Here is a 24,891-nt window from a genome sequence, read left to right as displayed (position 1 = left end):
CGCCGCTGGCCCTCACCCCTGCCCTCTCCCGCAAGCGGGAGAGGGGGTAAGAAGGGCAGCGGTCGGACTCCCTCTCCCGCTTGCGGGAGAGGGCGGGGGTGAGGGCCAGCCGACTCACGCAGTCAGGCGGCCCGCGACTCCACGTGCCGGTGCCGCGTGTAGAGGAAGTCGATCACCGCCTTGCGCGCATGCACGTAGGCCGGATCCTCGGCCAGCGCGACGCGGTCGCGCGGGCGAGGCAGCGTGACGGGCAGGATCTCGCCGATCGTGGCGGCGGGACCGTTGGTCATCATGACGATGCGGTCGGACAGCAGCACCGCCTCGTCCACGTCGTGCGTGACCATGACCACGGTGCTGTGCGTCGCGGCGACGATCTTCAGCAGCTCGTCCTGCAGGTGCGCGCGCGTCAGCGCGTCCAGCGCGCCGAAGGGCTCGTCCATCAGCAGCACTTTGGGTTCCATCGCCAGCGCCCGCGCGATGCCGACGCGCTGCTTCATGCCGCCGGAGATCTCATGCGGCCGCTTGAACATCGCGTGGTCCATGCCGACGAGGTGCAGCGCCTCCTCGGTGCGCGCCATCAGGCGCGATCGAAGCTCGCGGCCGCCGAAGACCGACTCCACCGCCAGCAGCACGTTGTCGAAGCAGGTCAGCCACGGCAGCAGCGAGTGGTTCTGGAACACCACCGCGCGCTCCGGGCCCGGGCCGGCGATCTCGCGACCGTCGCACAGCAGCCCGCCGTCGGTGGGTCGCAGCAGGCCGGCGATCAGGTTCAGCAGCGTCGACTTGCCGCAGCCCGAATGGCCGATCAAAGTCACGAACTCGCCCTTGGCGATGTCGAGGTCGATCTCGCGCAGCGCATGGAACCGGCCCTTGCGGCTGGTGAAGACCATCTCGGCCTGCTGCACGCGGATGAAGGGAGTGCTCATCGAAGTCTCCGTGAATCAGGAGGCCCGGAAACGGGCCGACATATCAAGCGGAGCCCGTGGAACTGGCTTTGCCAGGCCGCTGGGCTCGCCCCCTGGAGGGGGCCGGCGTAGCCGGTAGCGGGTGGGCTTAGTCATCGAAGGAGAAGCGCTTGGCGACGGCCATCAGGAACCACTCCAGCAGCAGGCCCACGATCCCGATCACGAAGATCGCGATGAGGATGTGCTGCACGTTGAGGTTGTTCCACTCGTCCCAGACCCAGAAGCCGATGCCGACGCCGCCGGTCAGCATCTCCGCCGCGACGATCACCAGCCACGCGGTGCCCACAGACAGCCGCACGCCGGTCAGCATGTAGGGCAGCACGGCGGGGAAGAGGATGCGCGTCACCAGCTTCCACTCGGACAGGCGCAGCACGCGCGCGACGTTCAGGTAGTCCTGCGGCACGCGCTGCACGCCGACCGCGGTGTTGACGACCATCGGCCAGATCGAGCAGATGAAGATGGTCCAGATCGCCGCCGGGTTGGCGCTCTTGAACACCAGCAGCCCGATCGGCAGCCAGGCCAGCGGCGACACCGGCTTGAGCAGGCTGATCAGCGGCGACAGCATGCGGCTCGCGAATTCGAAGCGGCCGATGATGAAGCCCAGCGGGATGCCCACCGCCGCCGCGAGGCCGAAGCCCAGCGCCACGCGCTGCAGCGAATTCAGGATGTTCCAGCCGATGCCCTGGTCGTTGGGCCCGTTGCGATAGAACGGATCGGCGAACAGCTTGACCGCGGCGTCCCAGGTGGCGCCCGGCGTCGGGAATTCGCCGCCCTTCATCGTCGCGACGGTCCAGACCAGCCAGAGCAGGCCCAGCCCGCACACCGGCGGCAGCACGCGCATCCAGACGGCGCGCCAGTCGATGCCGGCGCGCGGCGGTCGCGCGGCCGGCGCCGGTCGGGCGACCGGCTCGTTGGCCGCGTCGCGCGCCAGCGGCAAGGGCGTGGCGACCGAGACGGTGACCGGCTCGCCGCTCGCGTCACCCGGGGAATGAAAGACGGCACTGACCATGACGGACTCCTGCATCGATCAGAAAAGAGAGGGCGTAGAGGGAGTAGAGGCGGGGAGAGGTGGGAGAGGTCTTCAGGCGCGGACCTTGAAGCTGTCCGCGTACTTCGCGGGATCCTTGCCATCCCAGACGACGCCGTCGAAGAACTTCGCCGAGCGCATGGCCTCCTTGGGCACGGACACGCCGAGCGCCGACGCGGCCTGCTTGTAGAGCTCGATCTGGTTCACCTGGCGCGCGACGCCGAGGTAGTCCGGATGCTCCTTGATCAACCCCCAGCGCCTGTGCTGCGTCAGGAACCACATGCCGTCGGACAGCCACGGGAAATTGACCTGGCCGTCGTTGAAGAACTTCATGTAGTTGGGGTCGTCCCAGGTCTTGCCCAGGCCGTTCTGGTATCGGCCCAGGATGCGCTGGTTGATCGCGTCGACGCTGGTGTTGACGTAGGCCTTGTCGGCGATCGTCTCGGCCATCTTCTGCTTGTTGGACAGGCTGGCGTCGATCCAGCGGCCGGCCTCGAGCACCGCCATGATCACGGCGCGCGCGGTGTTGGGATACTTCTTGACGAAGTCGCCGGTGGTGCCCAGCACCTTCTCCGGATGGTCCTTCCAGATGTCCTGCGTGGTGGCGGCCGTGATGCCGATGCCGTCGATGATGGCGCGGTGGTTCCAGGGCTCGCCGACGCAGAAGCCGTCCATGTTGCCCACGCGCATGTTGGCCACCATCTGGGGCGGCGGCACGGTGATGACCTTGGCGTCCTTCAGCGGGTTCACGCCCGCCGCGGCCAGCCAGTAGTAGAGCCACATCGCGTGCGTGCCGGTCGGGAAGGTCTGCGCGAAGGTGTAGTCGCGCCTGTCCTTGGCCATGACCTTGGCCAGCGAGGCCGCGTCCACCGCGCCCGCATCCGCCAGCTTCTTCGACAGCGTGATCGCCTGGCCGTTGTTGTTCAGGGTCATCAGCACGGCCATGTCCTTCTTCGGACCGGCCACGCCGAGGTGCACGCCGTAGATCAGGCCGTAGAGCACGTGCGCCATGTCGAGCTCGCCGTTGACCAGCTTGTCGCGCACGCCGGCCCAGGAGGCTTCCTTGGTCGGGACGATCTTGATGCCGTACTTCCTGTCGAAGCCCAGCGCGGCCGCCATCACCACCGACGCGCAGTCGGTCAGCGGGATGAAGCCGATGCGGACCTCCTCCTTCTCCGGCTTGTCGGAGCCGGCGGCGAAGGCGCCGCCGCCCGGCAGCGCGGACAGACCGCCCAGCGCCGCGCCGGTGGCGAGCAGCTTGCGACGTTCAGCGCTCATCAGACCCTCCTGGGAACCGTGTTGCATTCAAGACCTCCGGGGGAAAAACAAAAAAGGCGTCGCGACCGTCCCGCTTCGTCGAAGCGGAACCGATCGGACGCCTTTGCCCAAATCTTTCGATGTGACCCTCACGCCGTTGCGAGGGCACGACCAGAACCTCGCAGGAAGCGTGCCACCCGGTCGATGCCCTGCGGCACGGAGGGCAGCAGGCGGGCCGGGGGGCTCGAGGCCCGTCGCCATGCACTGTCTCGCGGCACGGATGCGCCGTTGCGGTGCGTTCAGCCTCGCAACAGATCGTGCGCGTCGATCACGCGCCGCGCCACCTGCGCGAGCGCCTCGCCGCGATCCATCGCGAGCTTGCGCAGGCGCTGGTAGGCCTGGTCCTCGTCGAGGCCCTGCTCCCGCATCAGGATGCCCTTGGCCTTGTCGACGAGCTTGCGCGAGGCCAGCTGCGCCTGCGCCTTGCTGAGTTCCTCGCGCAGCGCCAGGTCTTGCTCGAAACGGGCGATCGCGACATGCAGCACCGGTGCGAGACGCTGCGTCTGCAAGCCCGCCACGACGTAGGCGCTGACGCCGGCCTGGATCGCGCGGCGCATCGGCGCGCGGTCCTCGTCCTCCGCGAAGATCACCACGGGGCGGGGCATGCTGGTCGACAGCGTGGCGAGGTTCTCCAGCGTGTCGCGCGTGGGCGACTCGGCGTCGACGATGACCACGTCCGGCTGCAGCCGCAGCACGCAGTCGTGGATCAGCGTGGCCTGCTCGATGACGCCGACGACCTCGCAGCCCTGACGCACCAGTTCGTCGCGCAGCAGGTCCACGCGGTGCGCGCCGTCGTCGATGAGCAGCACCCGCAAGCCGGCATGCGCCGCGTGCGTGGCATGCACGGGCGGCGGGCTGGCGACGGGGGCGGGCGGCGGCTTCACGCCCGGGTCCAGCGCAAGTTCCATGCCGCGCCGCCGCCGGCACAGGGCTTCGCGCGAGCAAGCAACGCGCCCGCATCGGCGCAACCCACGTGCCCGTGGTCCTGCTTTGCGGGGGCCGCGGGAAACGTCGCTTCCACGTACCGTGGCGCGGACGATGCTTTCGTCATCGTCGGGAAGACCGTCATGCGCCTGACCCATCTGCAGATCCTGCTCGCCGCGTTGCTGTCGCTGTCCGCCGGCGCGACGTCCGCCGCCGAGTTCACCACCGGCGTCAGTTACGCCGTCCGGGCGAGCGGCGCGCCGGACAAGGTCGGCCAGACCTCCCACACCGCGGCAACACCCGGCGTGCCCCTGAGCGTGGACGTCACCAACGGCGCGCAGAACGCCGGCGGGACGTCGCAGGCCGCCTTCGATGGCTGGGGCCGCGCCGGTGACGGCCATCTCCAGGCGTACACGCACGCGACGAGTTCGGTCCAGTCGCAGGCACCAATGTTCAGCACTTACGCCAGCGGTGACCTGACGGCCGCCCTGACCGACAGCTTCGTCATCGGCTGCGGCGGCTGCGCCGCCGGTTCGATCGGCACGATGAACTTCCGGATCTACTTCGGCGGCACGACGCTGCGCGACGGTCATGTCGATCCACTCACCGAGAGCAGCATCTACGTCGCCGACACCCATTGGGGCGCGACGTTCTCGATCCGCGCCGACGGCGTGCCCAATCCCGTTCCGGATCCTGGCGGCGATCCGTCTCCGCCCAATCCGGGCGTCTCCACCCTGCAGTACTCCCGCACCGACCTCCTGCGCAATGGCAGCACCGGGGTGATCGAATCGCCGCATGTCTCGCCGGGCTGGCAGGACCTCTCGATCCAGTTCGTCTTCGGCGAGGCGATCCGTCTCGAGATGAGCCTGACCGCGGGGGTGCTGAACGCCGTCAACAGCGGCGAGGGCCGCGGCACCTTCAGCGGCGACAGCACCACCACCGTCGACCTGACCCACTCGATGTACTGGGACGGCATCTCCGCGGTGTGGGACGCGAACGGGCAGCAGGTCGCCGCGTTCAGGGCGCTCAACGCGAACGGCGTCGACTTCGCGGCTTCGCTCGCGCCGGTGCCCGAGCCCGGCACCTGGGCGCTGGTGGCGACCGGCCTGGCCCTGCTGGGGTTGCTCACCCGCCGCGGGCCCGCATCACGGCAAGAACACCAGCAAGAACACCGGCAAGGGCCTCGGCAAGGGCAAGGGCGGCCGGCGCGACATCGACGCCTGCGCGCGTCGATGCTCGCAGGTTCGATGCTCGCGGCGCTGACGGGCGGCGCCCAGGCGCAGACCTTCGCCACCCGCTACAGCTACGAACTCAGCGCAGCAGGCGCGCCGGATCGCAGCGCTCAAGAGGGCGGCTTCGTGCCGCCGGGCGCGGTGCGCGGCTTCAGCGATGCGATCGGCTTCAGCGACGCGGCGCTGTCGTCCACGGCCCGCATCGACGGCTGGGGCGCGGCGCGCTACGGCTCCCTGCAGTCCTACGTCCGGGGATCGACGTCGCTGTCGGCGCAGGGCGCGAACCAGAGCACCTATGTCCGCGCGGAGATGACGTCCTCGCTGACCGACAGCTTCGTCATCCAGTGTGGCGGTTGCGCCGCGGGGACGATCGGCTCGATGAGCTTCCGCGTCTACTTCGACGCCGCCACCGCGCGCGACAGTGCGCTCGGCCAGCCGGTGACGGACACCGGCGGCAACCTCGCCGACACCAACTGGTCGACGAGCTTCCAGATCCGCGCCGACGGCGTGCCGGATCCGACGCCGCCCGACGTTCCCGGACCGCCGAATCCCGGTCAGCGCTCGTTCGAGTACTACCGCCTGGACACCCTGCACAACGGCATCCCGGGCGTCGAGGAGAGCCCGCGCGTGTCCGCGGGTCTGCAGGAACTGTCGATCGACTTCGTCTTCGGCGAGGCGATCCACCTCGACATGAGCCTGCGCGCGGCGGTCCTGGGCGGCGTCTACACCGGCGACAACACGGGCTCGTTCAGCGGTAGCGGCGCCATGACGACCGACGCCACGCACAGCATGTACTGGGACGGCATCACCGCTGTCCGGGACGCCGACGGCCAGCTCGTCAGCGCGTTCACGGCGCTCAACGCCGTCGGCATCGACTACGCGCGCTCGCTGGCGGTCGTGCCCGAACCCGGTAGCTGGGCGCTGATGCTGGCCGGACTCGCGGCGTTGGGCGCCCTCGCCCGCCGCCGCGTCCGCGCGCTGCGCACGGCCACGGCGGAAACAGTGGGCACCGTGGTCGCGTCGGCCCGCGCCGTGGCACCGGCGCTCCTGGCCGCGGCGCTCCTGCCGGCCCTGGCGGCTTCGCCCGCGTTGGCGGCCACCGCTCCTGCGCCGGCCTGGGCCGGCTACGGCGAGACGCTGACCGCCTACGACCCCTCGCTCAATGAGCGCGACCACTTCGCTGGCGACGACCGCATCGGCGGCACGTCCTCGTTCACGTTCCACACCGGGTATTCGACCGCGTTGACCCGCACCCGCCTCGATGCCGAGGGTGTCTCCCAGGTCGACTACGGCCAGCTGCGGACCCGGGCGGCCGTGTCAGGGTCGCTCGACACGGTCAACGATGGCGGCCGTCAGACCATCGCGAACCTGTTCGCCGGCGGCTCCATCCACGACGAGTTCGTCATCGCCTGCGCCGGATGCGCGGACGGCGCAACGGGCACGTTCACGGCGCGCGTGCACGTGGACGGCACGATCAGCATCGCCGGCGCGTTCACCGCCCCCAGTCCGACGTCCACGATGACGCAGGGCGCCAGTTGGAACTTCAACGCCGCGCTGACCGCGCAAGGCGTGGATGCGGCCGTCGGCGTCGACCGCGTCTCGGGCACGCGCTCCGTGTCGCTGACCACCGGCCGCCCCCCCTTCTCGGAGGACGTCGGCGATCCGCTCGGCTGGCACACGCTGACCGTGTCCTTCGTCTTCGGCCAGCCGATCGCGCTGGACCTCGGCCTGGGCGTGCAGGCGTATCACTTCCTGAGCACCGACGACGGCTCCGGCGCGACGGGCTGGTCGGCCGTCGGCACGGACTTCAGCCACTCGCTGACCTGGGAAGGCATCACCGGGCTGAGCGACGCCAGCGGACGCGCGATCACCGCCTTCAGCGCGCTGAACTCGGCCGGCGTGGACTATGCCGGCTCGCTGGCCGCGACCGTGCCCGAGCCGGGCGCGTGGGCCCTCATGACGGTGGGCCTGGTGGTATTGCTCGGGATCGGCAAGCGCAGGCATCGTTAGGCGCTCCAACGCCGTTGAACCAGGGTTTCCCCGCCCCACGCGGCTGAATACCCCAGGCTCCTCTCGTTTACGTAAACGTCAACCGGAACCTAGAATTGGCGGGCACCATCGATCCTCAAAAGGGATCGCCCACGACAGGCGCCGCGGCGGGACCATCCTCATCCCTCGCAGGCGACCGCGCCCCCAGCCGGAGACACACGCATGACCGAGATGTCCGCCGAGTACAAGGCCCTGGCCGAGTACCGCCCCACCCAGAAGGTCCGCTTCGTGACCGCCGCCAGCCTGTTCGACGGGCACGACGCGGCGATCAACATCATGCGGCGCATCCTGCAGAGCATGGGCGCGGAGGTCATCCACCTGGGCCACAACCGCTCGGTGGACGAGGTCGTCACCGCTGCCCTCCAGGAAGACGCGCAGGGCATCGCGGTCAGTTCCTACCAGGGCGGCCACGTCGAATACTTCAAGTACATGGTCGAGCTGCTGCGCCAGCGCGGCGGCGAGAAGATCCAGGTCTTCGGCGGCGGCGGCGGCGTGATCGTGCCGGCCGAGATCCGCGACCTGGCCGACCAGGGCGTGCGCATCTTCAGCCCCGAGGACGGCCAGCGCATGGGCCTGATGGGCATGATCGGCGAGATGGTCATGCGCTGCGACCAGGACCTCAGCGCCGCCGCGCCGAAGGCCGTCGCCGCGCTGCAGGGCCATTCGGAAAGCGCCTGGCGCGCGCTCGCGCAGGCGATCACGGCGCTGGAGAACGGCCGCGCCGATGCGGCCTTCACGCAGGCGCTGCGCGACGCCGCCCAGGGCCTGCGCACCCCCGTGCTGGGCATCACCGGTACCGGCGGCGCGGGCAAGTCCTCGCTGACCGACGAACTGATCCGCCGCCTGCGCCTCGACCAGGACGACGCGCTGCGCATCGCCGTGATCTCCATCGATCCGTCGCGCCGCAAGAGCGGCGGCGCGCTGCTCGGCGACCGTATCCGCATGAACGCGATCGCGCCGTGGGCGGCCGGCCAGCGCGTCTACATGCGCTCGCTGGCGACGCGCGACTTCGGCTCGGAGATCTCGCAGGCGCTGCCGGACGTGATCGCCGCGGCCAAGGTCGCGGGCTTCGATCTCGTCATCGTTGAGACCTCCGGCATCGGCCAGGGCGACGCGGCCATCGTGCCGCACGTCGACGTGCCGATGTACGTGATGACGCCGGAGTTCGGCGCGGCCAGCCAGCTCGAGAAGATCGACATGCTGGACTTCGCCGAGTTCGTCGCCATCAACAAGTTCGACCGCAAGGGTGCGGCGGACGCCTGGCGCGACGTCGCCAAGCAGGTCCAGCGCAACAAGGAGGCCTGGGGCAAGAAGGCGGAGGAACTGCCGGTCTTCGGCACCATGGCCAGCCGCTTCAACGACGACGGCGTCACCGCGCTCTACCAGGCGCTGAAGCCGCGTCTGGCCGAGCTCGGCCTGTCCCTGCGGGACGGCGTGGGCCGCCTGCCGGTCGCCGCCACGCGCTTCAGCACCCACCAGACGCCCATCGTGCCGCCGGCGCGCTCGCGCTACCTCGCCGAGATCGGCGACACGGTGCGCTCGTACAAGAAGCGGGCCCGCGCGCAGGCGCGCCTGGCCCGCGAGATCCAGCAGCTGACTGCCAGCGCGGCCATGCTGGGCGGCACCGAAGCAGGCGGAGATGCGCAGACACGCGCCGCGTCGCTGGCCTCGCTCGAAGCGCTGGCTACCTCGCGTCAAGCCAGGCTCGACGCCGACGCGCGCCAGCTGCTCGCCCAGTGGCCCGACATGCAGCAGGCCTACGCGGGCGACGAGTACGTCGTGAAGATCCGCGACAAGGAGATCCGCACCGCGCTGGTGTCGACCTCGCTGTCGGGCACCAGGATCCGCAAGGTCGTGCTGCCGCCGTACGAGGACCAGGGCGAGCTGCTGAAGTGGCTGATGCTGGAGAACGTGCCCGGCAGCTTCCCGTACACGGCCGGCGTGTTCGCGTTCAAGCGCGAGGGCGAGGACCCCACCCGCATGTTCGCCGGCGAGGGCGACGCCTTCCGCACCAACCGGCGCTTCAAGCTGGTCTCCGAGGGCCTGCCGGCCAAGCGGCTGTCGACGGCCTTCGACTCGGTCACGCTCTATGGCGCCGATCCCGCGCCGCGACCCGACATCTACGGCAAGGTCGGCAACTCCGGCGTCAGCATCGCGACGCTGGACGACATGAAGGTCCTGTACGACGGCTTCGACCTGTGCCACCCGACGACCTCGGTGTCGATGACGATCAACGGCCCGGCGCCGTCCATCCTGGCGATGTTCATGAACACCGCGATCGACCAGCAGCTGACGAAGTTCAAGGCCGACAACGGCCGCGACCCGACCGCCGACGAGGCCGCCAAGATCCGCGCCTGGGTGCTGGCCAACGTGCGCGGCACGGTGCAGGCCGACATCCTCAAGGAGGACCAGGGCCAGAACACCTGCATCTTCTCGACCGAGTTCTCGCTCAAGGTGATGGGCGACATCGCGCAGTACTTCGTCAACCACGACGTGCGCAACTTCTACTCGGTCTCGATCAGCGGCTATCACATCGCCGAGGCGGGCGCGAACCCGATCTCGCAGCTGGCCTTCACGCTGTCCAACGGCTTCACCTTCGTGGAGGCCTACCTGGCGCGCGGCATGCACATCGACGACTTCGCGCCCAACCTGAGCTTCTTCTTCAGCAACGGCATGGACCCGGAGTACACCGTGCTGGGCCGCGTCGCGCGCCGCATCTGGGCCGTGGCGATGCGCGACAAGTACGGCGCCAACGAGCGCAGCCAGAAGCTGAAGTACCACATCCAGACCTCGGGCCGCTCGCTGCACGCGCAGGAGATCGCCTTCAACGACATCCGCACCACGCTGCAGGCGCTGATCGCGATCTACGACAACTGCAACTCGCTGCACACCAACGCCTACGACGAGGCGATCACCACGCCGACCGAGGAATCGGTGCGCCGCGCGATGGCGATCCAGCTGGTGATCAACCGCGAGTGGGGCCTGGCGAAGAACGAGAACCCCAGCCAGGGCGCGTTCATCATCGACGAGCTCACCGAGCTGGTCGAGGAGGCGGTGCTGACCGAGTTCGAGCGCATCGCCGAGCGCGGCGGGGTCCTGGGTGCGATGGAGACGGGTTACCAGCGCAGCAAGATCCAGGAAGAGTCGATGCACTACGAGATGCTGAAGCACACCGGCGAGTACCCCATCATCGGTGTGAACACCTTCCGCAACCCGCACGGCGACCCGGTGCCGGAGCACATCGAGCTGGCGCGTTCCACCGAGGACGAGAAGCAGGGCCAGCTGACGCGTCTGGCCGATTTCCACGCGCGCCATGCGGGCGAGGCGCCGGCGATGCTCAAGCGGCTGCAGCAGGCCGTCATCGCCAACGGCAACGTCTTCGACGTGCTGATGGACGCGGTGCGGGTGTGCTCGCTCGGACAGATCACCGCGGCACTCTTCGAGGTGGGTGGACAGTACCGGCGCAGCATGTGAGCCGTGCGCGGCAGCGTGCCGCGACGCCGGCCGCGACGCACTGAAGGGGATCGTCGCCGAAGTCTCCCCGCATGCTGCCGTCGCCCACCTCCTTCGCATTCGCCAAGGCGCTCTCCACCGTGTCGCGCCGCGGCGACAGCGCCGTCCTCGATCCGCTGCTCCAGCGGCTGACCAGTGCGGAAACGGTCGTCGCGGACCTGCGCGACCTGCGCGCGGCGGCGCTCGACGAACTGCCGGACGGCTTCCTGCGCGAACTCGGAAAACTGACGTTTCCGCATCCGCGTCACTACCCGCCGATGGTCGCCTTGCCCGAAGGCTGCGCCGCGGCGACGGTCAATCGATTCCTGCGGGAACTGCCCGGCACCGAATGCCTCAGCGCGGCCGGCATCGTCGCCCAGGGCGGGCCGGTCGACCTCCCGACGGACACGGCCCTTCGATTGTTCGAGACCACGCTGCCGCGTCCGTTCCTGCGCAACGCGGCCGACGTCCCCATCCCCGTGCTGTTTCGCAAGACCGCGCAGGCCTGCAGTATCGTGCCGGAAGCGCCCCCGGACGGCGCGCCGGACCTGCTGGCATCCGATGTGCGGCTCGCCATGGTGGCGAGCCTGCGCGACGCCCTGTGCGACGACGACTGTTGCCTGGAGCTGCCGCCGACCGCCGCCTTCCACGAAATGACCTTGCGGCTCGCGGACACCATCGCCGCCCTGCGGGCGCGACTGCCCGCCGCCGCACCGGGTGCGAGCGGACGATCCCTCGCGGGCGCCATCGAAAGCATCGCCAGGCGGGTCGTCACGAAGGGCGCCGCGAGCGCCGCGCTCCGGGGCGCGTCGACCGCCGCCTCGACCGCCGCCTCTACCAGCGCGTCGACCAGCGCGACGAGTCCTCCCACCGTCACGCCGACCGCCGCCGAGAAGCACACCCTCCTCGCCGCGCTGCGCATGGCCCCCAGGGAGCTGCTGACGGCGCCTGCCTCGATCGTCGTGCAGGGCCTGCTGGGCCGCCTGCCGGCCGAGGGCGACGCCACCGGGCTGGACGCCGGCGACCTGACCCGCGTCACCAGGCTCCTCGCCGACCAGTGGGAGATCGCCTGTCCGGTCCGCGGCAGCCTCCGCCCGTCGCGGCTGCCGCGCGATCTCGTCACCGTCGCGCGGCTGCAGCGCTGGGCCTGGCCGGACTCCGCCCACGCGAAGTCCGAACACGTCGACGACGAGCGCAAGGCGCGCCAGCAGGCGGCCCGGCTCCTGCGCATGGACTGGGAATCGCGCCGGGGATTCGACCGGGCGCTCAAGGTCTTCGCCGAACTGGGCGTGCCGCTGCCGGAGGCCGAACTTCTCTACCGCCTGGGCGTACTGAAAGCAGAAGCGCTGGCGGCGCGGCCACGGGCCCGGCACGTCTCCTTCGTCGATCCGGTCGCGCGCAAGAACCTTCCTCCGAAGCCGGACGGCGCGGATCCCGCGTCGTGACGCGCATCACGGCGGAGGCGGTTCGTCGTCACCGGCGTGCGGGGCTTCCCTGTCGCTGGCATATATCGTGCAATCGGTTCCCACACCGTCAACCACAAGATGCCTTGGAGACCGTCATGACCTTCCTGCGCCGTTTCACCACCGGCAAGCGCCTGTCGCTGGCCTTCGGCCTGATGCTGCTGCTGATCCTCGGGGTCTCGGCGCTGGGCATCCGCGGCAGCGGCCGGGTCTTCGCCGACCTCAAGACGATCTACGAGGACCGGACCCTTCCGCTCAAGCAGATCGGCGACATCGACAGCCTGATGCTGCGCAACCGCATCCTGGTCACCGAGATGATCCGCGACCCTGCCCAGCTGTCGACGCTGGACACGCAGCTGCAGGCCAACATCGTGACCATCACCGGCCTGTGGAAGGACTACATGGCCACCTACCTCACCGACGAGGAGAAGCGGCTGGCGGACGCATTCGCCGAGGTCCGCGGCAACTACGTGCGGCAGGGGCTGCTGGCGGCGCGCGACGCGGTGAAGGCCGGCGACGTGGCCAAGGCGCAGACGATCTACGGCGACCGCATCGTGACGCTGGGCGCGCAGGCGAAGGTCGCGATCGACGCCCTGCTGGCGCTGCAGGTGCGCGTGGGCGCCGAATCCTTCCACGCCGCCGAATCGACCGCCGCGTCGGTGCGCGCCTGGAGCCTGACCGCCGCGCTGGCGGCGGTGGTCATCGCGCTGGGCGCGGGCGTCTTCACGACGCGCTCGATCACCGCGCCGATGCAGGAGGCGGTCCACTTCGCCGAGGCGGTCGCGCAGGGCGACCTGCGCAGCCGCGACGCCGCGCCCGGCCAGGACGAGGCCGCGCGGCTCATCGCGGCGCTGGGCGCCATGGCCGGCTCGCTGCGCGACATCGTCAGCCGCGTGCGCCACAGCAGCGAGAGCATCGCGACCGGCTCCAGCGAGATCGCCACCGGCAGCCTCGACCTGAGCCAGCGCACCGAAGAGCAGGCGGCCAACCTGCAGCAGACCGCCGCGTCGATGGAGGAGCTGTCGAGCACGGTGAAGAACAACGCCTCGACCGCGGGCCAGGCGGACGCGCTGGCGGCGCGCGCCGCCGAGGCGGCCGGCCAGGGCGGCGGCGTCGTGCAGCAGGTCGTGCGGACCATGCAGGACATCAGCACCTCGTCCAAGCAGATCGCCGACATCATCGGCGTCATCGACAGCATCGCGTTCCAGACCAACATCCTCGCGTTGAACGCCGCCGTCGAAGCGGCCCGCGCCGGCGAGCAGGGCAAGGGCTTCGCCGTGGTCGCGTCGGAGGTGCGCGCGCTGGCGCAGCGCTCGGCGCAGGCCGCGCGCGAGATCAAGGCGCTGATCGGTCGCAGCGTGGATCAGGTGCAGTCCGGCTCCGGACTCGCCGACGACGCCGGCGCGGCGATGCAGGGCATCGTCGAGCAGGTGCGGCAGGTCAGCGTGCTCATCGCCGAGATCGCCTCCGCGAGCAACGAGCAGTCGCGCGGCATCCTGCAGATCGGCGACGCGGTCACGCAGCTGGACCAGGTCACGCAGCAGAACGCCGCGCTGGTCGAGGAAAGCAGCGCGGCCGCGGACAGCCTGCAGCAGCAGGCCAAGGAGCTCGCGGAGCTGGTGCGGGTGTTCCGGCTCGCGTGAGGGCGCGCCCCCGGGACCGGGGGCGGGTTCACCCTCGTGTTGCCGCCCCGCGGGGGCCCTCCCATAATCGATCGCACCATCGATGTGGGAGCACGCCATGCTGCAAGCACTGAGCCGGATGAAGATCACGACCTTGTTGCAGGTCGGTTTCGCGGCGGTCCTCGCGATGGCGGCCCTGATGACCGGCGTCGGCGTGATGAAGCTGCGCGAGATGGTGCGGCTCAGCGATCAGCTGCACACGCTCGAGCAGCGCCGGCTCATGGCCACGAACTGGCGCGCCGCCACCGAGCTCAATCTCAACCGCGTGATGGCGATGGCCAAGTCCGGCGGACACGAGGGCCTCGGCAGCTTCCTGTCCGGCGAGATGACGAAGACCACGGATCGCATCAACGAGTTGCAGGCCATGCTCGACAAGGCGATCGACGACCCCGAACAGAAGGCGCAGTTGCCGGTCATCGCGGCCGAGCGGCAACGCTACGTCGACATCCGCAAAGGCGTGATGGCCGCGATCAAGGCCGATCCGGAGGCAGGCGGCCGGCAGGTCGACCAGACGCTGGTCCCGGCGGCGGCCAGCTACCTGGCCTCGGTCGAGAAGCTCGTGGCGCTGATCTCGGAGGACGCCGACACCTTCTCCGCGCTGCAGCGCGAGCAGGCCGCGCAGGCGGCGACGCTGATGCTGTCGCTGACGGCGCTGGCCGTGGTGCTGGGCATCGTCATCGCGTGGCGCATCACGCAGTCGGTGCGGGCCCCGATGGTGCGGGCCGGCGCGGTGGCGCAGACGATCGCCAGCGGCGACCTGAGCCAGGACATCGTCGTCGACCGCAGCGACGAGATCGGCGTGCTGCTGCGCGAGCTGAGCGCGATGCAGGACTCGCTGCGGCGCATGGTGCGCCAGGTGCGGGACGGCACGGAGACGATCAACGTCGCGACGCGCGAGATCGCGACCGGCAACGAGGACCTGTCGGCGCGCACCGAGGCCACGGCCTCCAACCTGCAGGAGACGGCCTCCTCGATGGAGGAACTGACCGGGACGGTCGCCAACACGGCGAGCTCGGCGCAGCAGGCCAACGACCTGGTGAGCGCGACGCGGGTGTCGGCCTCCAAGGGCGGCGACGTGGTGGGCGAGGTGGTCGCGGTGATGCAGCAGATCGAATCGAGCTCGCGCCGCATCAACGACATCATCGGCACCATCGACGGCATTGCCTTCCAGACCAACATCCTGGCGCTGAACGCGGCGGTCGAAGCGGCGCGCGCCGGCGAACAGGGCCGGGGCTTCGCGGTCGTGGCCGGCGAGGTGCGGGCGCTGGCGCAGCGTTCGGCCGGCGCGGCCAAGGAGATCAAGGCGCTGATCGGCGAGAGCGTGCTGCGTGTGGACACCGGCACGCGGCTGGCACAGAACGCGGGCGCGGCCATGGGCGAGATCGTCCAGGGCGTGCGGCGCGTGGCCGACATCGTCGGCGAGATCGCGACGGCGGCCGCCGAGCAGAAGGACGGCATCGGGCAGGTCAACGTCGCGGTGCAGCGCCTGGACGAGATGACGCAGCAGAACGCCGCGCTGGTCGAGGAATCGGCCGCGGCGGCGGGCAGCCTGCGCTCGCAGGCGGAGCAGCTCACGGCGCTGGTGAGCACCTTCCGGCTGGCGGCGTAGCGGGCGCTGCCACACTCTGTTGCCATCGCACACCGCCCTTTCCCCGGGCGGATCCCGCTCCACGGGAACGTTCCTTGCCCGCTGCCCAGCTTCCGTCCGTGCACATCGCAAGAACGACGAACACAAGGAGGAACGATGGAAGCGGCGTCTCTGAAACTCGGCCTGGTCGGCAACTGCGCCGTCAGCGCATTGATCGACGACCGCGCCCGCGTCGTCTGGTGCTGCGCCCCGCGCTTCGACGGCGATCCCGTCTTCCATGCGCTGATCGACTCGCCGGACGGCATCGGTCCCGACGGCACCTTCCAGGTCGAGCTGGAAGATTTCTCCCGCAGCGAGCAGTCCTACGACCACGGCACCGCCGTGCTGCGCACCCGCCTCTACGACACGCACGGCAACGCGATCGAGGTCACCGACTTCATGCCGCGCTTCTTCCTCAACGACCGCCCCTACCGCCCGATGATGCTGGTGCGCCGCATGCGTCCGATCCAGGGGCATCCGCGCATCCGCGTGATCCTGCGGCCCGTGATCCAGTGGGGCTCCGCGCATCCGGCCCGCACCCGGGGCAGCAACCACCTGCGCTTCGTCGGCCCGGAAGGCACCATCCGCCTGACCACCAACGCGCCGCTCACCTACGTGCAGGAGGAGACGCCCTTCGCGCTCGACATGCCGATGAGCTTCATATTCGGCCCCGACGAGACGCTGGACCGCGCCGTCGAGGACACCGCCCGGGTGCTCGAGGAGAAGACCATCAGCTACTGGCGCGACTGGACGCGCCGGCTCGCCATCCCGCTGGAGTGGCAGGAGGCGGTGATCCGCGCCGCCATCACGCTGAAGATGTGCCTGTTCGAGGAGACCGGCGCGATCGTCGCCGCGATGACGACCAGCGTGCCCGAAGCCCCGCACACGCAGCGCAACTGGGACTACCGCTACTGCTGGCTGCGCGACGCCTTCTTCGTCGTGCGCGCGCTCAACAGCCTGTCCGAGACCGGCACGATGGAGGACTACCTGCGCTGGCTGCGCAACATCATCGGCCAGTCCAAGGACGGTCACGTGCAGCCGCTCTACGGCATCGGGCTGGAGGCCAAGCTCACCGAGTACATGGTCCCGCACCTGCGCGGCTACCGCGGCATGGGCCCGGTGCGCGCGGGCAACCAGGCCTACGAGCATTTCCAGCACGACGTCTACGGCAACATCGTGCTGGGCTCGGCCCAGTCCTTCTTCGACCACCGCCTGCACCAGCGCGCCGGCATCGACGAGTTCGCGCTGCTGGAGCGCGCCGGCGAGCAGGCCTTCGCCATCCACGACAAGCCCGACGCCAGCATGTGGGAGCTGCGCACGCGGGCGCGCGTGCACACCTCGTCGGTGCTGATGAACTGGGCCGCCTGCGACCGCCTGGCCAAGATCGCGCGCGAGCTCAAGCTGCCGGAGCGCGCCGCGCTGTGGGAGGAGCGGGCCGCGCTGATCAAGCGGAAGATCCTCGACAACGCCTGGAGCGAGCAGCGCCAGGCCTTCGTCGAGAGCTTCGGCGGCAAGGACCTGGACGCCAGCGTACTGCTGATGACGGAGGTCGGCTTCATCGACCCGATGGACCCGCGCTTCATCAAGACCGTCGACGCGCTGGAGGCCTCGCTCTGCGATGGCCCCTACATGCGCCGCTACGAGGCGCCCGACGACTTCGGCAAGCCCGAGACTTCGTTCAACATCTGCGCGTTCTGGCGCATCGACGCGCTCGCGCGCATCGGCCGCGTCGAGCAGGCGCGGGAGCTGTTCGAATCGCTGCTCGCCTCGCGCAACCACGTGGGTCTGCTGTCCGAGGACACCCACCCGGTCACCGGTGAGCTCTGGGGCAACTTCCCGCAGACCTACTCGATGGTGGGCATCATCAACTGCGCGATGCGGCTGTCGAAGCCGTGGGACTCGGAGATCTGAGCGACCGGTCGCTCAGCCTCGCGCCGCACGACCCGTTCAAGCCCGAGCCTCGGATCGGGCTTCGGCTCAGGCCTGCACCATGCCGCCGTCGACGAACAGCTCGATGCCGGTGACGAAGGACGAGGCGTCCGAGGCCAGGTAGACCGCCGCCTTCGCGATGTCCTCCGGCTGGCCGATGCGGCCGATCGGCAGCTGCGAGGTCAGGTAGTCCAGCAGGCCCTGCTGGTTGGCCGGATCGGGGCCGGCCAGCTCCACCAGTCCCGGCGTGTGGATCGGGCCGGGGGACAGCGTGTTGATGCGGATCGCGCGGCCCTTCAGGTCGAGGATCCAGCTGCGCGCCAGGTTGCGCACCGCCGCCTTGGTCGCGCTGTAGACGCTGAAGTTCGCCGTGCCCATCGAGCTCGTCGTCGATCCGGCGAGGATCACCGACGCGCCAGAGACCGCCTTGTCCAGCAGCGGCAGCGCCTTCTGCACGGTGAAGATCACGCCCTTGACGTTGCGATCGAAGGTTTCGTCGACGTGCTGCTCGGTCAGCTCGCCCAGCGCGGCCATCATGCCGCCGCCGGCGTTGGCGTAGAGCACGTCCAGGCGGCCGTGGCGCTCGCCGACCTCGGCGTACAGCCGGTCGAGATCGGCCAGCTTCGTCGAGTCCGCCTGCACGCCCACCGCGTTCGGGCCGATCGCGGCCACGGCGGCATCGAGCTCCGGCTTGCGACGGCCAGTGATGTAGACGATCGCGCCTTCCGACGCGAAGGCCTTCGCGGCCGCCAGGCCGATGCCCGTGGTGCCGCCGGTGACGACGGCGACCTTGCCTTCAAGTTGCTTGCTCATGATTCGCTCCGTTCAGGAAGTGGTGAAGAGGTGAAGTGGTGAAGAGGTGAAGAGGTGAGCGAAGCTTAAGAATTACGACCGGTCGAATAAAGCCGTCGAACTCGACTTCTTTTTTCCCCATCCTGAATAATCGGGACTTCGGGAGAGGAGAGCCATCGATGGACCAGTTGCAAGCCCTGCGCGTCTTCGTGCGCATCGCCGAATCGGGCGCGTTCTCGAAGGCCGCCGACGCGATGAACATTCCGCGCCCGACCGTGACGAAGCTGGTGCAGGACCTGGAGCGCCACCTCGGCACGCGGCTCCTGCAGCGCACGACCCGGCGCGTGAGCGTCACGCCCGAGGGCGCGGCGTACTACGAGCGCGCGCGGCGCCTGATCGACGACCTCGCGGAGATGGACGAGCTCGCCGCCCGGTCACGCGCCCAGGCGCGGGGCCGGCTGCGCGTGGATATCGGCTCGGTGCTCGCGAACATGATCCTGATCCCCGCCCTGCCCGACTTCCGCGCGCGGCATCCCGGGCTGCACGTGGACCTCGGCGTCAGCGACCGTCCCGTGGACCTGATCGGCGAAGGCATCGACTGCGTGATCCGCGGCGGCGAGCTGGCGGACAACACCCTGGTCGCCCGCCGCATCGCCGACCTCGACTGGGTCACCTGCGCGAGCCCGGTCTACCTGAAGGCGCGCGGCATCCCGAAGCATCCGTCCGAGCTGATCGCCCGCATCCATGAACCCGAGGACCGCGCCCGCGTGCCGGGTCATGCGATCGCGGGCTACTTCTCTTCGCTCACGGGTCGCGCGTTTCCACTGCAGTTCCATCGCGGCGACGAGCATCTGCAGATCGCCGGCGAAGCCGTGATGGCGGTCAACGAAAGCACCGCGCACCTGAGCGTGCTGCTGGCCGGCGCGGGCCTGGGGCAGACCTTCCGCTTCGCGGCGACGCCGCACCTGCGGTCCGGTGCGCTGCGCTCGGTGCTCGACGACTGGACACGGCCGCGTCATCCCCTGCACGTGGTCTATCCGGCGTCGCGGCACCTGAGCGCGAAGCTGCGGCTGTTCGTCGACTGGGTCGCCGAGGTGTTTGCGCCCTTCGACGACAGACGCTGAATCAGCTGCCCGAAGCGGTCGGCGCGGGCGCGGGCGCTGACGGGGTCCCAGGCGCCGCCTTCGCCCGCAGCACCGCCACCACGGACGCGATCGACAGCCCGGCGATGACGACGTTGCTCATCGCGAAGAGCACCGGCGCGAGCGTCGTGAAGACCGGATCGTCGCCGCGCTCGGCGAAGCGCATCGTGCCGGTGGAGATTGCGGTCGCGCCGAAGGTGAAAGCCCAGTACGACAGCGTGAACGGCTGCCGGATCCACGGCATCAGCCGCAGCACCATCAGCGCCTGCACGATCGCGTAGCCCAGCAGCATGCGGGCGATGAGGTCCGGCGGACCGACGGTCACCGCGGCGTAGGCCAGCAGCGAGACCGCCGGCGGCGCCATCTGGATGCCGACCGTCGGCCGCAGCGCCAGCGGGAGTGGCTCGACGGTCAGGAAGCGGCCCAGGATGATGGATTCCTGGACGATCCAGGCCAGCACGCCGGCACCGAAGAACAGCTGGCCCCAGCTCGGCCAGCCGAGCGCCGACATCGCGATCGCCGACACGAGGTTGGCACCGACGGTGGGCAGGTAGAGCACCGTGGTCGTGGCCTTCTCGTCGCGGCCGCCGCGCCATTGACCGCCGTGGCGCCACAGCCCGAAGAGCAGCGACGCCGCCGCGCCGACCAGGATGATCACCGTCCCCGCGCCGTGCGCATGCGGCAGCACGCCGATGCCGGCGAGCATCGTCGCCACCGGCACCAGGGCGATGAAGCAGCACTGGATCGGATGCGCGGCTTCCGCCCGGGCGGCCTCGCGGACCGCGATCCACTTGATCGCGAACCGGAGCAGCAGCACTGCCCAGACGGCCACGGCGACCGCCATGACGGCCTCGCCGATCCAGGTCGGGAAGCCCCACAGCCGCGACGCGACGCGCCAGCCGTTGCCCAGGCCGGTCAGGCCCAGCACCATGCTGAAGTAGGAGGCGGGGACCGCCCATCGGGAAAGGTTCATCGAGCTGCTCCTGCACGCGCATCGACCGGGGGAAGCGGTCGGACGAGCGGACTGTAGGGGCGGTCGGGTCAGAGGTCGAGCGTCAATGCCTCGCCTGTCGTCCGCGAGACGCAGACGCACATCAGCTGCTGTTCCGTCTTCTGCGCGTCGGTGAGCACCTCGTCCCGATGCTCGGGCGTGCCGTCGACGACGCGCGTCGCGCAGGTGCCGCAGTGGCCGATGCGGCATGACGCGGGCACGCGCACGCCCTGCGCCTCCGCGGCCTCCAGGATCGACCGGTCGGCGGGCACGACGATGTCCTTGCCGCTGCGCACGAGATGGACCACGAACGAGCGGTCGCCGGACCGGGCGGTGTCGACGCTGAATTTCTCGACGTGCACGCGACCGGACGGGATGCCCGCCGCCGCGGCGTCGGCGGCGACGGCATCGATCAACCGGCCCGGCCCGCAGACATAGACGTGATCGGCTTCGCCAAGGCCGCGCATCAAGGTCGCGACGTCGAGGCGTTCGCCCGCGTCCTTCGCATGGACCTTCACGCGGTCGCCGAAGGCCTCGATCAGCGCGCCGAGGAAGGGGGCCTGCGCGCGCGAGCGGACCGCGTAGTGCAGCTCGAAGCGGTCGCCCCGCGCCGCGAGCGCGTGAGCCATCGCCTTGATCGGCGTGATGCCGATGCCGCCGGCGATCAGCACGGCCTTGTGCGGCGCCTCCACCAGCGCGAACGCGTTGCTCGGCAGCCCGCAGTTCAGGCGCATGCCGAGGACGAAATCCTGATGCACCGCCGCCGAGCCGCCCTTGCCTTCGGGCTCGTGCCGCACGGCGATCTCGTAGGCGTCGGTGCGCTGCGGGCTCGACGCGATCGAATAGCTGCGCGTCGAGTTCGTGCCGTCGGCCAGCCGCACCGGCACGTCGAGGTGAGCACCCGCGGCGGCCATGGGCAGCGGGGAACCGTCGGCGGATCGCAACTCATACGCGCGGACCGAGGGCGTGAGCTGACGCACGCCGCTGATCGTCAGCGCCAGCGGACCGTCGCCGAGCACCGTCGGTCTCGCGACGATCGTCTCCGCCCCCGCGGCCACCGAATCGCGCGAGGCCGTGGCGGCGATGCTCGCCTTGGCCTCGCTCAGCTGCGCCTTCAGCTTCTGCACCTGTGCGCGCATCGGCGCCATCAGCGTCGCGACCTCGGCCTCCGTGAAGCGCGGCGTGATGTGCTGCGGGCAGTTCCAGTCCCAGCCCTCGATGCGGATGAGGAAGGCGCGTTCGACCGTCGCGCCGTAGGCCGGATCGCTCACCGCGGCGATCGCCGCGTCGCCTTGCGCGCTCGCGCCCGCCTCGACGAGTTCCACGCGGCCGAGCAGCTTCAGCCGCCGGCGATTCGGATAGTCGACGACGATCATCGAGATGCGATCGTCGCGGCGCAGGTTGCCGACGCTCAGGTACTGCACGTTGCCACGGAAGTCGGCGAAGCCGATGGTCTTCGCATCCAGCACCTTGAGGAAGCCCTTCGGACCGCCGCGATGCTGCACGTAGGGCCAGCCGGTCTCGCTGACGGTGGCCTGGAAGAAGTGATCGGCCTCGGCGATGAATTGCGCCTCGCGGGCCGTCAGCACCTCGCCCCGGTCGCTCATCGTGTCGAGGAAGGCGTACTGCTCGCGGCTTCCCATCTCCGACTGGACATCGCGGACCGTCGGCGTGAACGTGATGTCGGAATAGGCGCGTCCCATGATGAACTCCCGAAGGTGATGACGATGGCGCGGCTTACGCCGTCGCCGGCAGTTCGAGCTTCACGCTCGGGAAGTCGATCTCGACCAGGCTGGCCTTGCCCAGGATGTTGGTCAGGAAGTTCATGCCGACGTGGGTGATGATTTCGACGATCTGCGCCTCGTCGACGCCGGCGGCGCGGAGCTGGGTCAGTTCCAGCGCGGAGATCTCGCCGCGCTTGTCCATCAGGCTCTGCGCGAACTTCAGGATCGCGGCCGAGGTGTCGTCCTCGCTGGTGCCGGCGCGGGCGGCGGCGATCTCCTCGGTGGAGAGCCCCGTCTTGCGGCCGATCGCCGTGTGCGCCGAGACGCAGTACTGGCAGCCGTTCTGCTGGGCCAGCGCCAGGGCGATGCGCTCGCGGTCCAGCGGATCGAGGCTGCCGCCGTTGGCGACGCCGTACAGGCCGAGGAAGGCCTGCAGCGCCGTGGTCGAGTTGGCGAAGACCTTGAGGAAGTTCGGGACCATGCCGAGCTGGCCCTGGATCGCGTCCAGCAGGACCTTCTGCTCGGGCGTGGCGGTGGACGGCTCGACGACGTGGATGCGGCTCATGGAAGTTCTCCGGTGGGTGGAAGGTGAACGGATGGTGGTCTGGACGCCCCGCGGAGAGAATCGGCGCGCCGGGAAAATGACTCTTCCGGAATCAGGAAAGATATGGACAAGCTCGATGCCATGGCCATCTTCGTGGCCGTCGTCCAGGAGGGCGGGTTCTCCGCGGCGGCGCGTCGGCTGGGCGTGTCGGCGCCGGTCGTGACGCGCGCGGTGAGCGAGCTCGAGGCCGCGATGAACGTGCGGCTGCTGGTGCGCACGACCCGCGTGGTCAAGGTCACCGAGGTCGGCGAGCGCTATGCGCAGGACTGCCGGCGGGTGCTCGGCGAGCTGCAGGACATCGAACAGGCGGCGAGCGGCTCGCACGGCGCCGTGCGCGGGAAGCTGGTCGTCAGCGCGTCGGTGATGTACGGGCGGCTGCAGCTCAACCAGGTCGTGCTGGCCTACCTCGAGCGCTATCCGGAGACCGAGGTCGAATGCCGCTTCCTCGATCGCAACGTCAATCTGCTCAACGAGGACGTCGACGTGGCCGTCCGCATCGGGGATCTGCCCGATGCGTCCTTCCACGCGACGCCGCTGGCCACGGTGCGGCGCGTGGCGGTCGCGTCGCCCACTTACCTCAAGCGGAACGGGACGCCGAAGCAGCTGAAAGATCTGGAGAAACACACGTTGATCGCGGCGCTGGGGGTGGAATTCGGGGCCGAATGGAAGTTCCGCGAGGGGTCAGGGGTTGATGCCGCGACGGTCGCCGTGCCGGTGCGCGCGCGGCTCGCCACCAACAGCAACGACCATGCGATCGCCGCCGCGAGCGAAGGGCTCGGGATCACGCGGGTGCTGTCGTACATGGTCGAGACGCAGTTCGCGTCGGGAGAGTTGGTGGAGGTGCTCGCGAAACACGCGCCGCCGCCCGTGCCGGTGCAGGCGCTGCAGCATCAAGGGCCACGCGCGTCGCGCAAGGTGCGGGCGTTCATCGATCTGGCGGTGGAGCGCCTGCGGCGCTGACTGCGGGACGCCAGGCGCGGGCTCTCCACGGGGCATGGGGCCTCGCGTCCGCGAACCCCAAGCCCCATTCCGGCCCCAGTGAGGCTCAGGCCCGCGGGCCTTGGTTTGCGTTGATCAGGTGAGCAGTACACGCCGGCCGATCGCGGCGAGCGGACGTTCGACGACACGCTGCACGCCAGGGCGCAGCAGCAGCGGCTTCAGCGTCATGCGCACCGCCAGACCCATCGGCAGATTCGATCGGACAAGTTGGATCGCCTCCTTCGTCAGTTGCTCCGCGTTGGCGATGGGCGCGGGCCCGCCGTCCCTGCCGCCGGTGCGCAGGCGCCCGTTGACCGCGTGCCTCAACGCGATCGATGCGTCTTCCTTGCGCAGTTCCAACGCGCGACGCACCAGCGCTGCGAGCACCTGTCCGCGATGGAGACCCTCGATCTCGCGGTACTTGCGGAAGAAGGCGAAGAAGTTCTTGTAGTGCTGCACCTCGTCGCAGCGGATGCGCCAGAACAGGTCGCGCAGCACCGGCTCGTCCGTGGCCTCGTGCAGGGCCTGGTAGTACGTCGTCGTGCCCATCTCGACGATGCAGCGCGCCACCATCTCCTGGCCCCGCGTCGGCTCCAGTTCGTCCATGGTGCACAGCCGCGCGTACTCGTCGAAGAAACCCGCGTAGGCCGACTCCCAGTCGAAGCCCGGCCACACATGCCGCACATAGGCCTTCAGCGCGGCGCCGTGCTGCAACTCCTCCGGCTCCCAGTGGTCGCGCAGCCACGCGCCGACCTCGGCATCGTCGGCGAAATGTTCGATCAGGTTGCGGGTGTACATGTCGCTGCCGCTCTCGATGAACGAGGCGCTGCAGACCAGCAGGAAGAGCGCGTCGTGCTCGCGCACGCGCTCCGGCTCGATGCGGGACAACGGGAGGTCCGCCAGGGACCAGCGTGTCGAAGACATGGGGGCGATCATGCCAGCGGATGCGGCAA

At 69.7% G+C, this 24,891-nt stretch carries 17 protein-coding genes; 8 read left to right on the top strand and 9 right to left on the bottom strand.

Annotated elements, in window-relative coordinates; all coding sequences use genetic code 11:
• Positions 1–122: 122 nt before the first annotated feature.
• The 4 genes from AC07O8_RS08735 to AC07O8_RS08720 form a co-directional block, all read right to left on the bottom strand.
• Positions 123–926, bottom strand: a complete 804-nt coding sequence (locus AC07O8_RS08735; RefSeq protein ID WP_495047652.1) for an ABC transporter ATP-binding protein — start codon at positions 924–926, stop codon at positions 123–125.
• Between the two features lie 127 nt (positions 927–1,053).
• Positions 1,054–1,974: a nitrate ABC transporter permease gene (ntrB, locus tag AC07O8_RS08730; RefSeq protein ID WP_495047651.1), complete on the bottom strand. Its 921-nt coding sequence runs from the start codon at positions 1,972–1,974 to the stop codon at positions 1,054–1,056.
• A gap of 72 nt (positions 1,975–2,046) precedes the next feature.
• Positions 2,047–3,270 carry a CmpA/NrtA family ABC transporter substrate-binding protein gene (locus tag AC07O8_RS08725; protein ID WP_495047650.1) on the bottom strand — a complete coding sequence of 408 codons (1,224 nt, stop codon included), beginning with the start codon at positions 3,268–3,270 and terminating at the stop codon, positions 2,047–2,049.
• Between the two features lie 278 nt (positions 3,271–3,548).
• Positions 3,549–4,217: an ANTAR domain-containing response regulator gene (locus AC07O8_RS08720; RefSeq protein ID WP_495047649.1), complete on the bottom strand. Its 669-nt coding sequence runs from the start codon at positions 4,215–4,217 to the stop codon at positions 3,549–3,551.
• Between the two features lie 159 nt (positions 4,218–4,376).
• On the opposite strand from AC07O8_RS08720, the gene AC07O8_RS08715 reads away from it, so the two are divergent.
• The 6 genes from AC07O8_RS08715 (at position 4,377) to AC07O8_RS08690 (ending at position 17,689) form a co-directional block, all read left to right on the top strand.
• Positions 4,377–7,475, top strand: a complete 3,099-nt coding sequence (locus AC07O8_RS08715; protein WP_495047648.1) for a PEP-CTERM sorting domain-containing protein — start codon at positions 4,377–4,379, stop codon at positions 7,473–7,475.
• Positions 7,476–7,676: 201 nt separating this feature from the next.
• The gene (gene icmF, locus AC07O8_RS08710; protein ID WP_495047647.1) at positions 7,677–10,988 is read left to right on the top strand and encodes a fused isobutyryl-CoA mutase/GTPase IcmF; all 3,312 of its coding nucleotides are present in this window, start codon (positions 7,677–7,679) and stop codon (positions 10,986–10,988) included.
• 71 nt (positions 10,989–11,059) lie between these two features.
• Entirely contained in the window at positions 11,060–12,451 is a 1,392-nt protein-coding gene (locus AC07O8_RS08705) for a hypothetical protein (RefSeq protein ID WP_495047646.1), read from the top strand.
• Between the two features lie 116 nt (positions 12,452–12,567).
• Positions 12,568–14,112 (top strand): methyl-accepting chemotaxis protein, encoded by a 1,545-nt coding sequence (locus AC07O8_RS08700; RefSeq protein ID WP_495047645.1) that lies wholly within the window; start codon positions 12,568–12,570, stop codon positions 14,110–14,112.
• 97 nt (positions 14,113–14,209) lie between these two features.
• Positions 14,210–15,760 carry a methyl-accepting chemotaxis protein gene (locus AC07O8_RS08695; protein ID WP_495047644.1) on the top strand — a complete coding sequence of 517 codons (1,551 nt, stop codon included), beginning with the start codon at positions 14,210–14,212 and terminating at the stop codon, positions 15,758–15,760.
• A gap of 135 nt (positions 15,761–15,895) precedes the next feature.
• Positions 15,896–17,689, top strand: coding sequence for a glycoside hydrolase family 15 protein (locus AC07O8_RS08690; protein WP_495047643.1), 1,794 nt, complete (start codon positions 15,896–15,898; stop codon positions 17,687–17,689).
• Positions 17,690–17,755: 66 nt separating this feature from the next.
• Here AC07O8_RS08690 and AC07O8_RS08685 read toward each other — a convergent pair whose 3' ends face one another.
• Positions 17,756–18,520 carry an SDR family NAD(P)-dependent oxidoreductase gene (locus tag AC07O8_RS08685; protein ID WP_495047642.1) on the bottom strand — a complete coding sequence of 255 codons (765 nt, stop codon included), beginning with the start codon at positions 18,518–18,520 and terminating at the stop codon, positions 17,756–17,758.
• Positions 18,521–18,678: 158 nt separating this feature from the next.
• Between AC07O8_RS08685 and AC07O8_RS08680 the strand changes: the two genes are divergently transcribed.
• A complete protein-coding gene (locus tag AC07O8_RS08680) occupies positions 18,679–19,623 on the top strand; it encodes a LysR substrate-binding domain-containing protein (protein ID WP_495047641.1) in 945 nt (314 codons plus the stop codon).
• A gap of 1 nt (position 19,624) precedes the next feature.
• Here the strand turns inward: AC07O8_RS08680 and tehA are convergent, their stop codons facing one another.
• From tehA to AC07O8_RS08665, 3 genes are all read right to left on the bottom strand, one after another.
• On the bottom strand, positions 19,625–20,614 hold the full coding sequence (gene tehA / locus AC07O8_RS08675) for a dicarboxylate transporter/tellurite-resistance protein TehA (protein ID WP_495047640.1): 990 nt from the start codon (positions 20,612–20,614) through the stop codon (positions 19,625–19,627).
• 68 nt (positions 20,615–20,682) lie between these two features.
• Positions 20,683–22,335, bottom strand: coding sequence for a 2Fe-2S iron-sulfur cluster-binding protein (locus AC07O8_RS08670; protein WP_495047639.1), 1,653 nt, complete (start codon positions 22,333–22,335; stop codon positions 20,683–20,685).
• A 34-nt stretch (positions 22,336–22,369) separates the two neighbouring features.
• Positions 22,370–22,921, bottom strand: a complete 552-nt coding sequence (locus AC07O8_RS08665) for a carboxymuconolactone decarboxylase family protein (protein WP_495047638.1) — start codon at positions 22,919–22,921, stop codon at positions 22,370–22,372.
• A 102-nt stretch (positions 22,922–23,023) separates the two neighbouring features.
• On the opposite strand from AC07O8_RS08665, the gene AC07O8_RS08660 reads away from it, so the two are divergent.
• Positions 23,024–23,920 (top strand): LysR family transcriptional regulator, encoded by an 897-nt coding sequence (locus AC07O8_RS08660; RefSeq protein ID WP_495047637.1) that lies wholly within the window; start codon positions 23,024–23,026, stop codon positions 23,918–23,920.
• A 114-nt stretch (positions 23,921–24,034) separates the two neighbouring features.
• Here the strand turns inward: AC07O8_RS08660 and AC07O8_RS08655 are convergent, their stop codons facing one another.
• A complete protein-coding gene (locus tag AC07O8_RS08655) occupies positions 24,035–24,862 on the bottom strand; it encodes a ferritin-like domain-containing protein (RefSeq protein WP_495047636.1) in 828 nt (275 codons plus the stop codon).
• Positions 24,863–24,891: the final 29 nt, after the last annotated feature.

This window comes from Roseateles sp. GW821-FHT09G09 (assembly GCF_059415965.1).
The sequence above is the reverse complement of the archived record's forward strand: the minus strand, read 5'-3'. Positions and strand labels throughout refer to the sequence as shown.

What these genes read in the sequence shown, in the direction of transcription:
- AC07O8_RS08735 (WP_495047652.1), bottom strand. Translation starts at nt 926, where the DNA reads ATGAGCACTCCCTTCATCCGCGTGCAGCAGGCCGAGATGGTCTTCACC.
- ntrB (WP_495047651.1), bottom strand. Translation starts at nt 1,974, where the DNA reads ATGGTCAGTGCCGTCTTTCATTCCCCGGGTGACGCGAGCGGCGAGCCG.
- AC07O8_RS08725 (WP_495047650.1), bottom strand. Translation starts at nt 3,270, where the DNA reads ATGAGCGCTGAACGTCGCAAGCTGCTCGCCACCGGCGCGGCGCTGGGC.
- AC07O8_RS08720 (WP_495047649.1), bottom strand. Translation starts at nt 4,217, where the DNA reads ATGGAACTTGCGCTGGACCCGGGCGTGAAGCCGCCGCCCGCCCCCGTC.
- AC07O8_RS08715 (WP_495047648.1), top strand. Translation starts at nt 4,377, where the DNA reads ATGCGCCTGACCCATCTGCAGATCCTGCTCGCCGCGTTGCTGTCGCTG.
- icmF (WP_495047647.1), top strand. Translation starts at nt 7,677, where the DNA reads ATGACCGAGATGTCCGCCGAGTACAAGGCCCTGGCCGAGTACCGCCCC.
- AC07O8_RS08705 (WP_495047646.1), top strand. Translation starts at nt 11,060, where the DNA reads ATGCTGCCGTCGCCCACCTCCTTCGCATTCGCCAAGGCGCTCTCCACC.
- AC07O8_RS08700 (WP_495047645.1), top strand. Translation starts at nt 12,568, where the DNA reads ATGACCTTCCTGCGCCGTTTCACCACCGGCAAGCGCCTGTCGCTGGCC.
- AC07O8_RS08695 (WP_495047644.1), top strand. Translation starts at nt 14,210, where the DNA reads ATGCTGCAAGCACTGAGCCGGATGAAGATCACGACCTTGTTGCAGGTC.
- AC07O8_RS08690 (WP_495047643.1), top strand. Translation starts at nt 15,896, where the DNA reads ATGGAAGCGGCGTCTCTGAAACTCGGCCTGGTCGGCAACTGCGCCGTC.
- AC07O8_RS08685 (WP_495047642.1), bottom strand. Translation starts at nt 18,520, where the DNA reads ATGAGCAAGCAACTTGAAGGCAAGGTCGCCGTCGTCACCGGCGGCACC.
- AC07O8_RS08680 (WP_495047641.1), top strand. Translation starts at nt 18,679, where the DNA reads ATGGACCAGTTGCAAGCCCTGCGCGTCTTCGTGCGCATCGCCGAATCG.
- tehA (WP_495047640.1), bottom strand. Translation starts at nt 20,614, where the DNA reads ATGAACCTTTCCCGATGGGCGGTCCCCGCCTCCTACTTCAGCATGGTG.
- AC07O8_RS08670 (WP_495047639.1), bottom strand. Translation starts at nt 22,335, where the DNA reads ATGGGACGCGCCTATTCCGACATCACGTTCACGCCGACGGTCCGCGAT.
- AC07O8_RS08665 (WP_495047638.1), bottom strand. Translation starts at nt 22,921, where the DNA reads ATGAGCCGCATCCACGTCGTCGAGCCGTCCACCGCCACGCCCGAGCAG.
- AC07O8_RS08660 (WP_495047637.1), top strand. Translation starts at nt 23,024, where the DNA reads ATGGACAAGCTCGATGCCATGGCCATCTTCGTGGCCGTCGTCCAGGAG.
- AC07O8_RS08655 (WP_495047636.1), bottom strand. Translation starts at nt 24,862, where the DNA reads ATGTCTTCGACACGCTGGTCCCTGGCGGACCTCCCGTTGTCCCGCATC.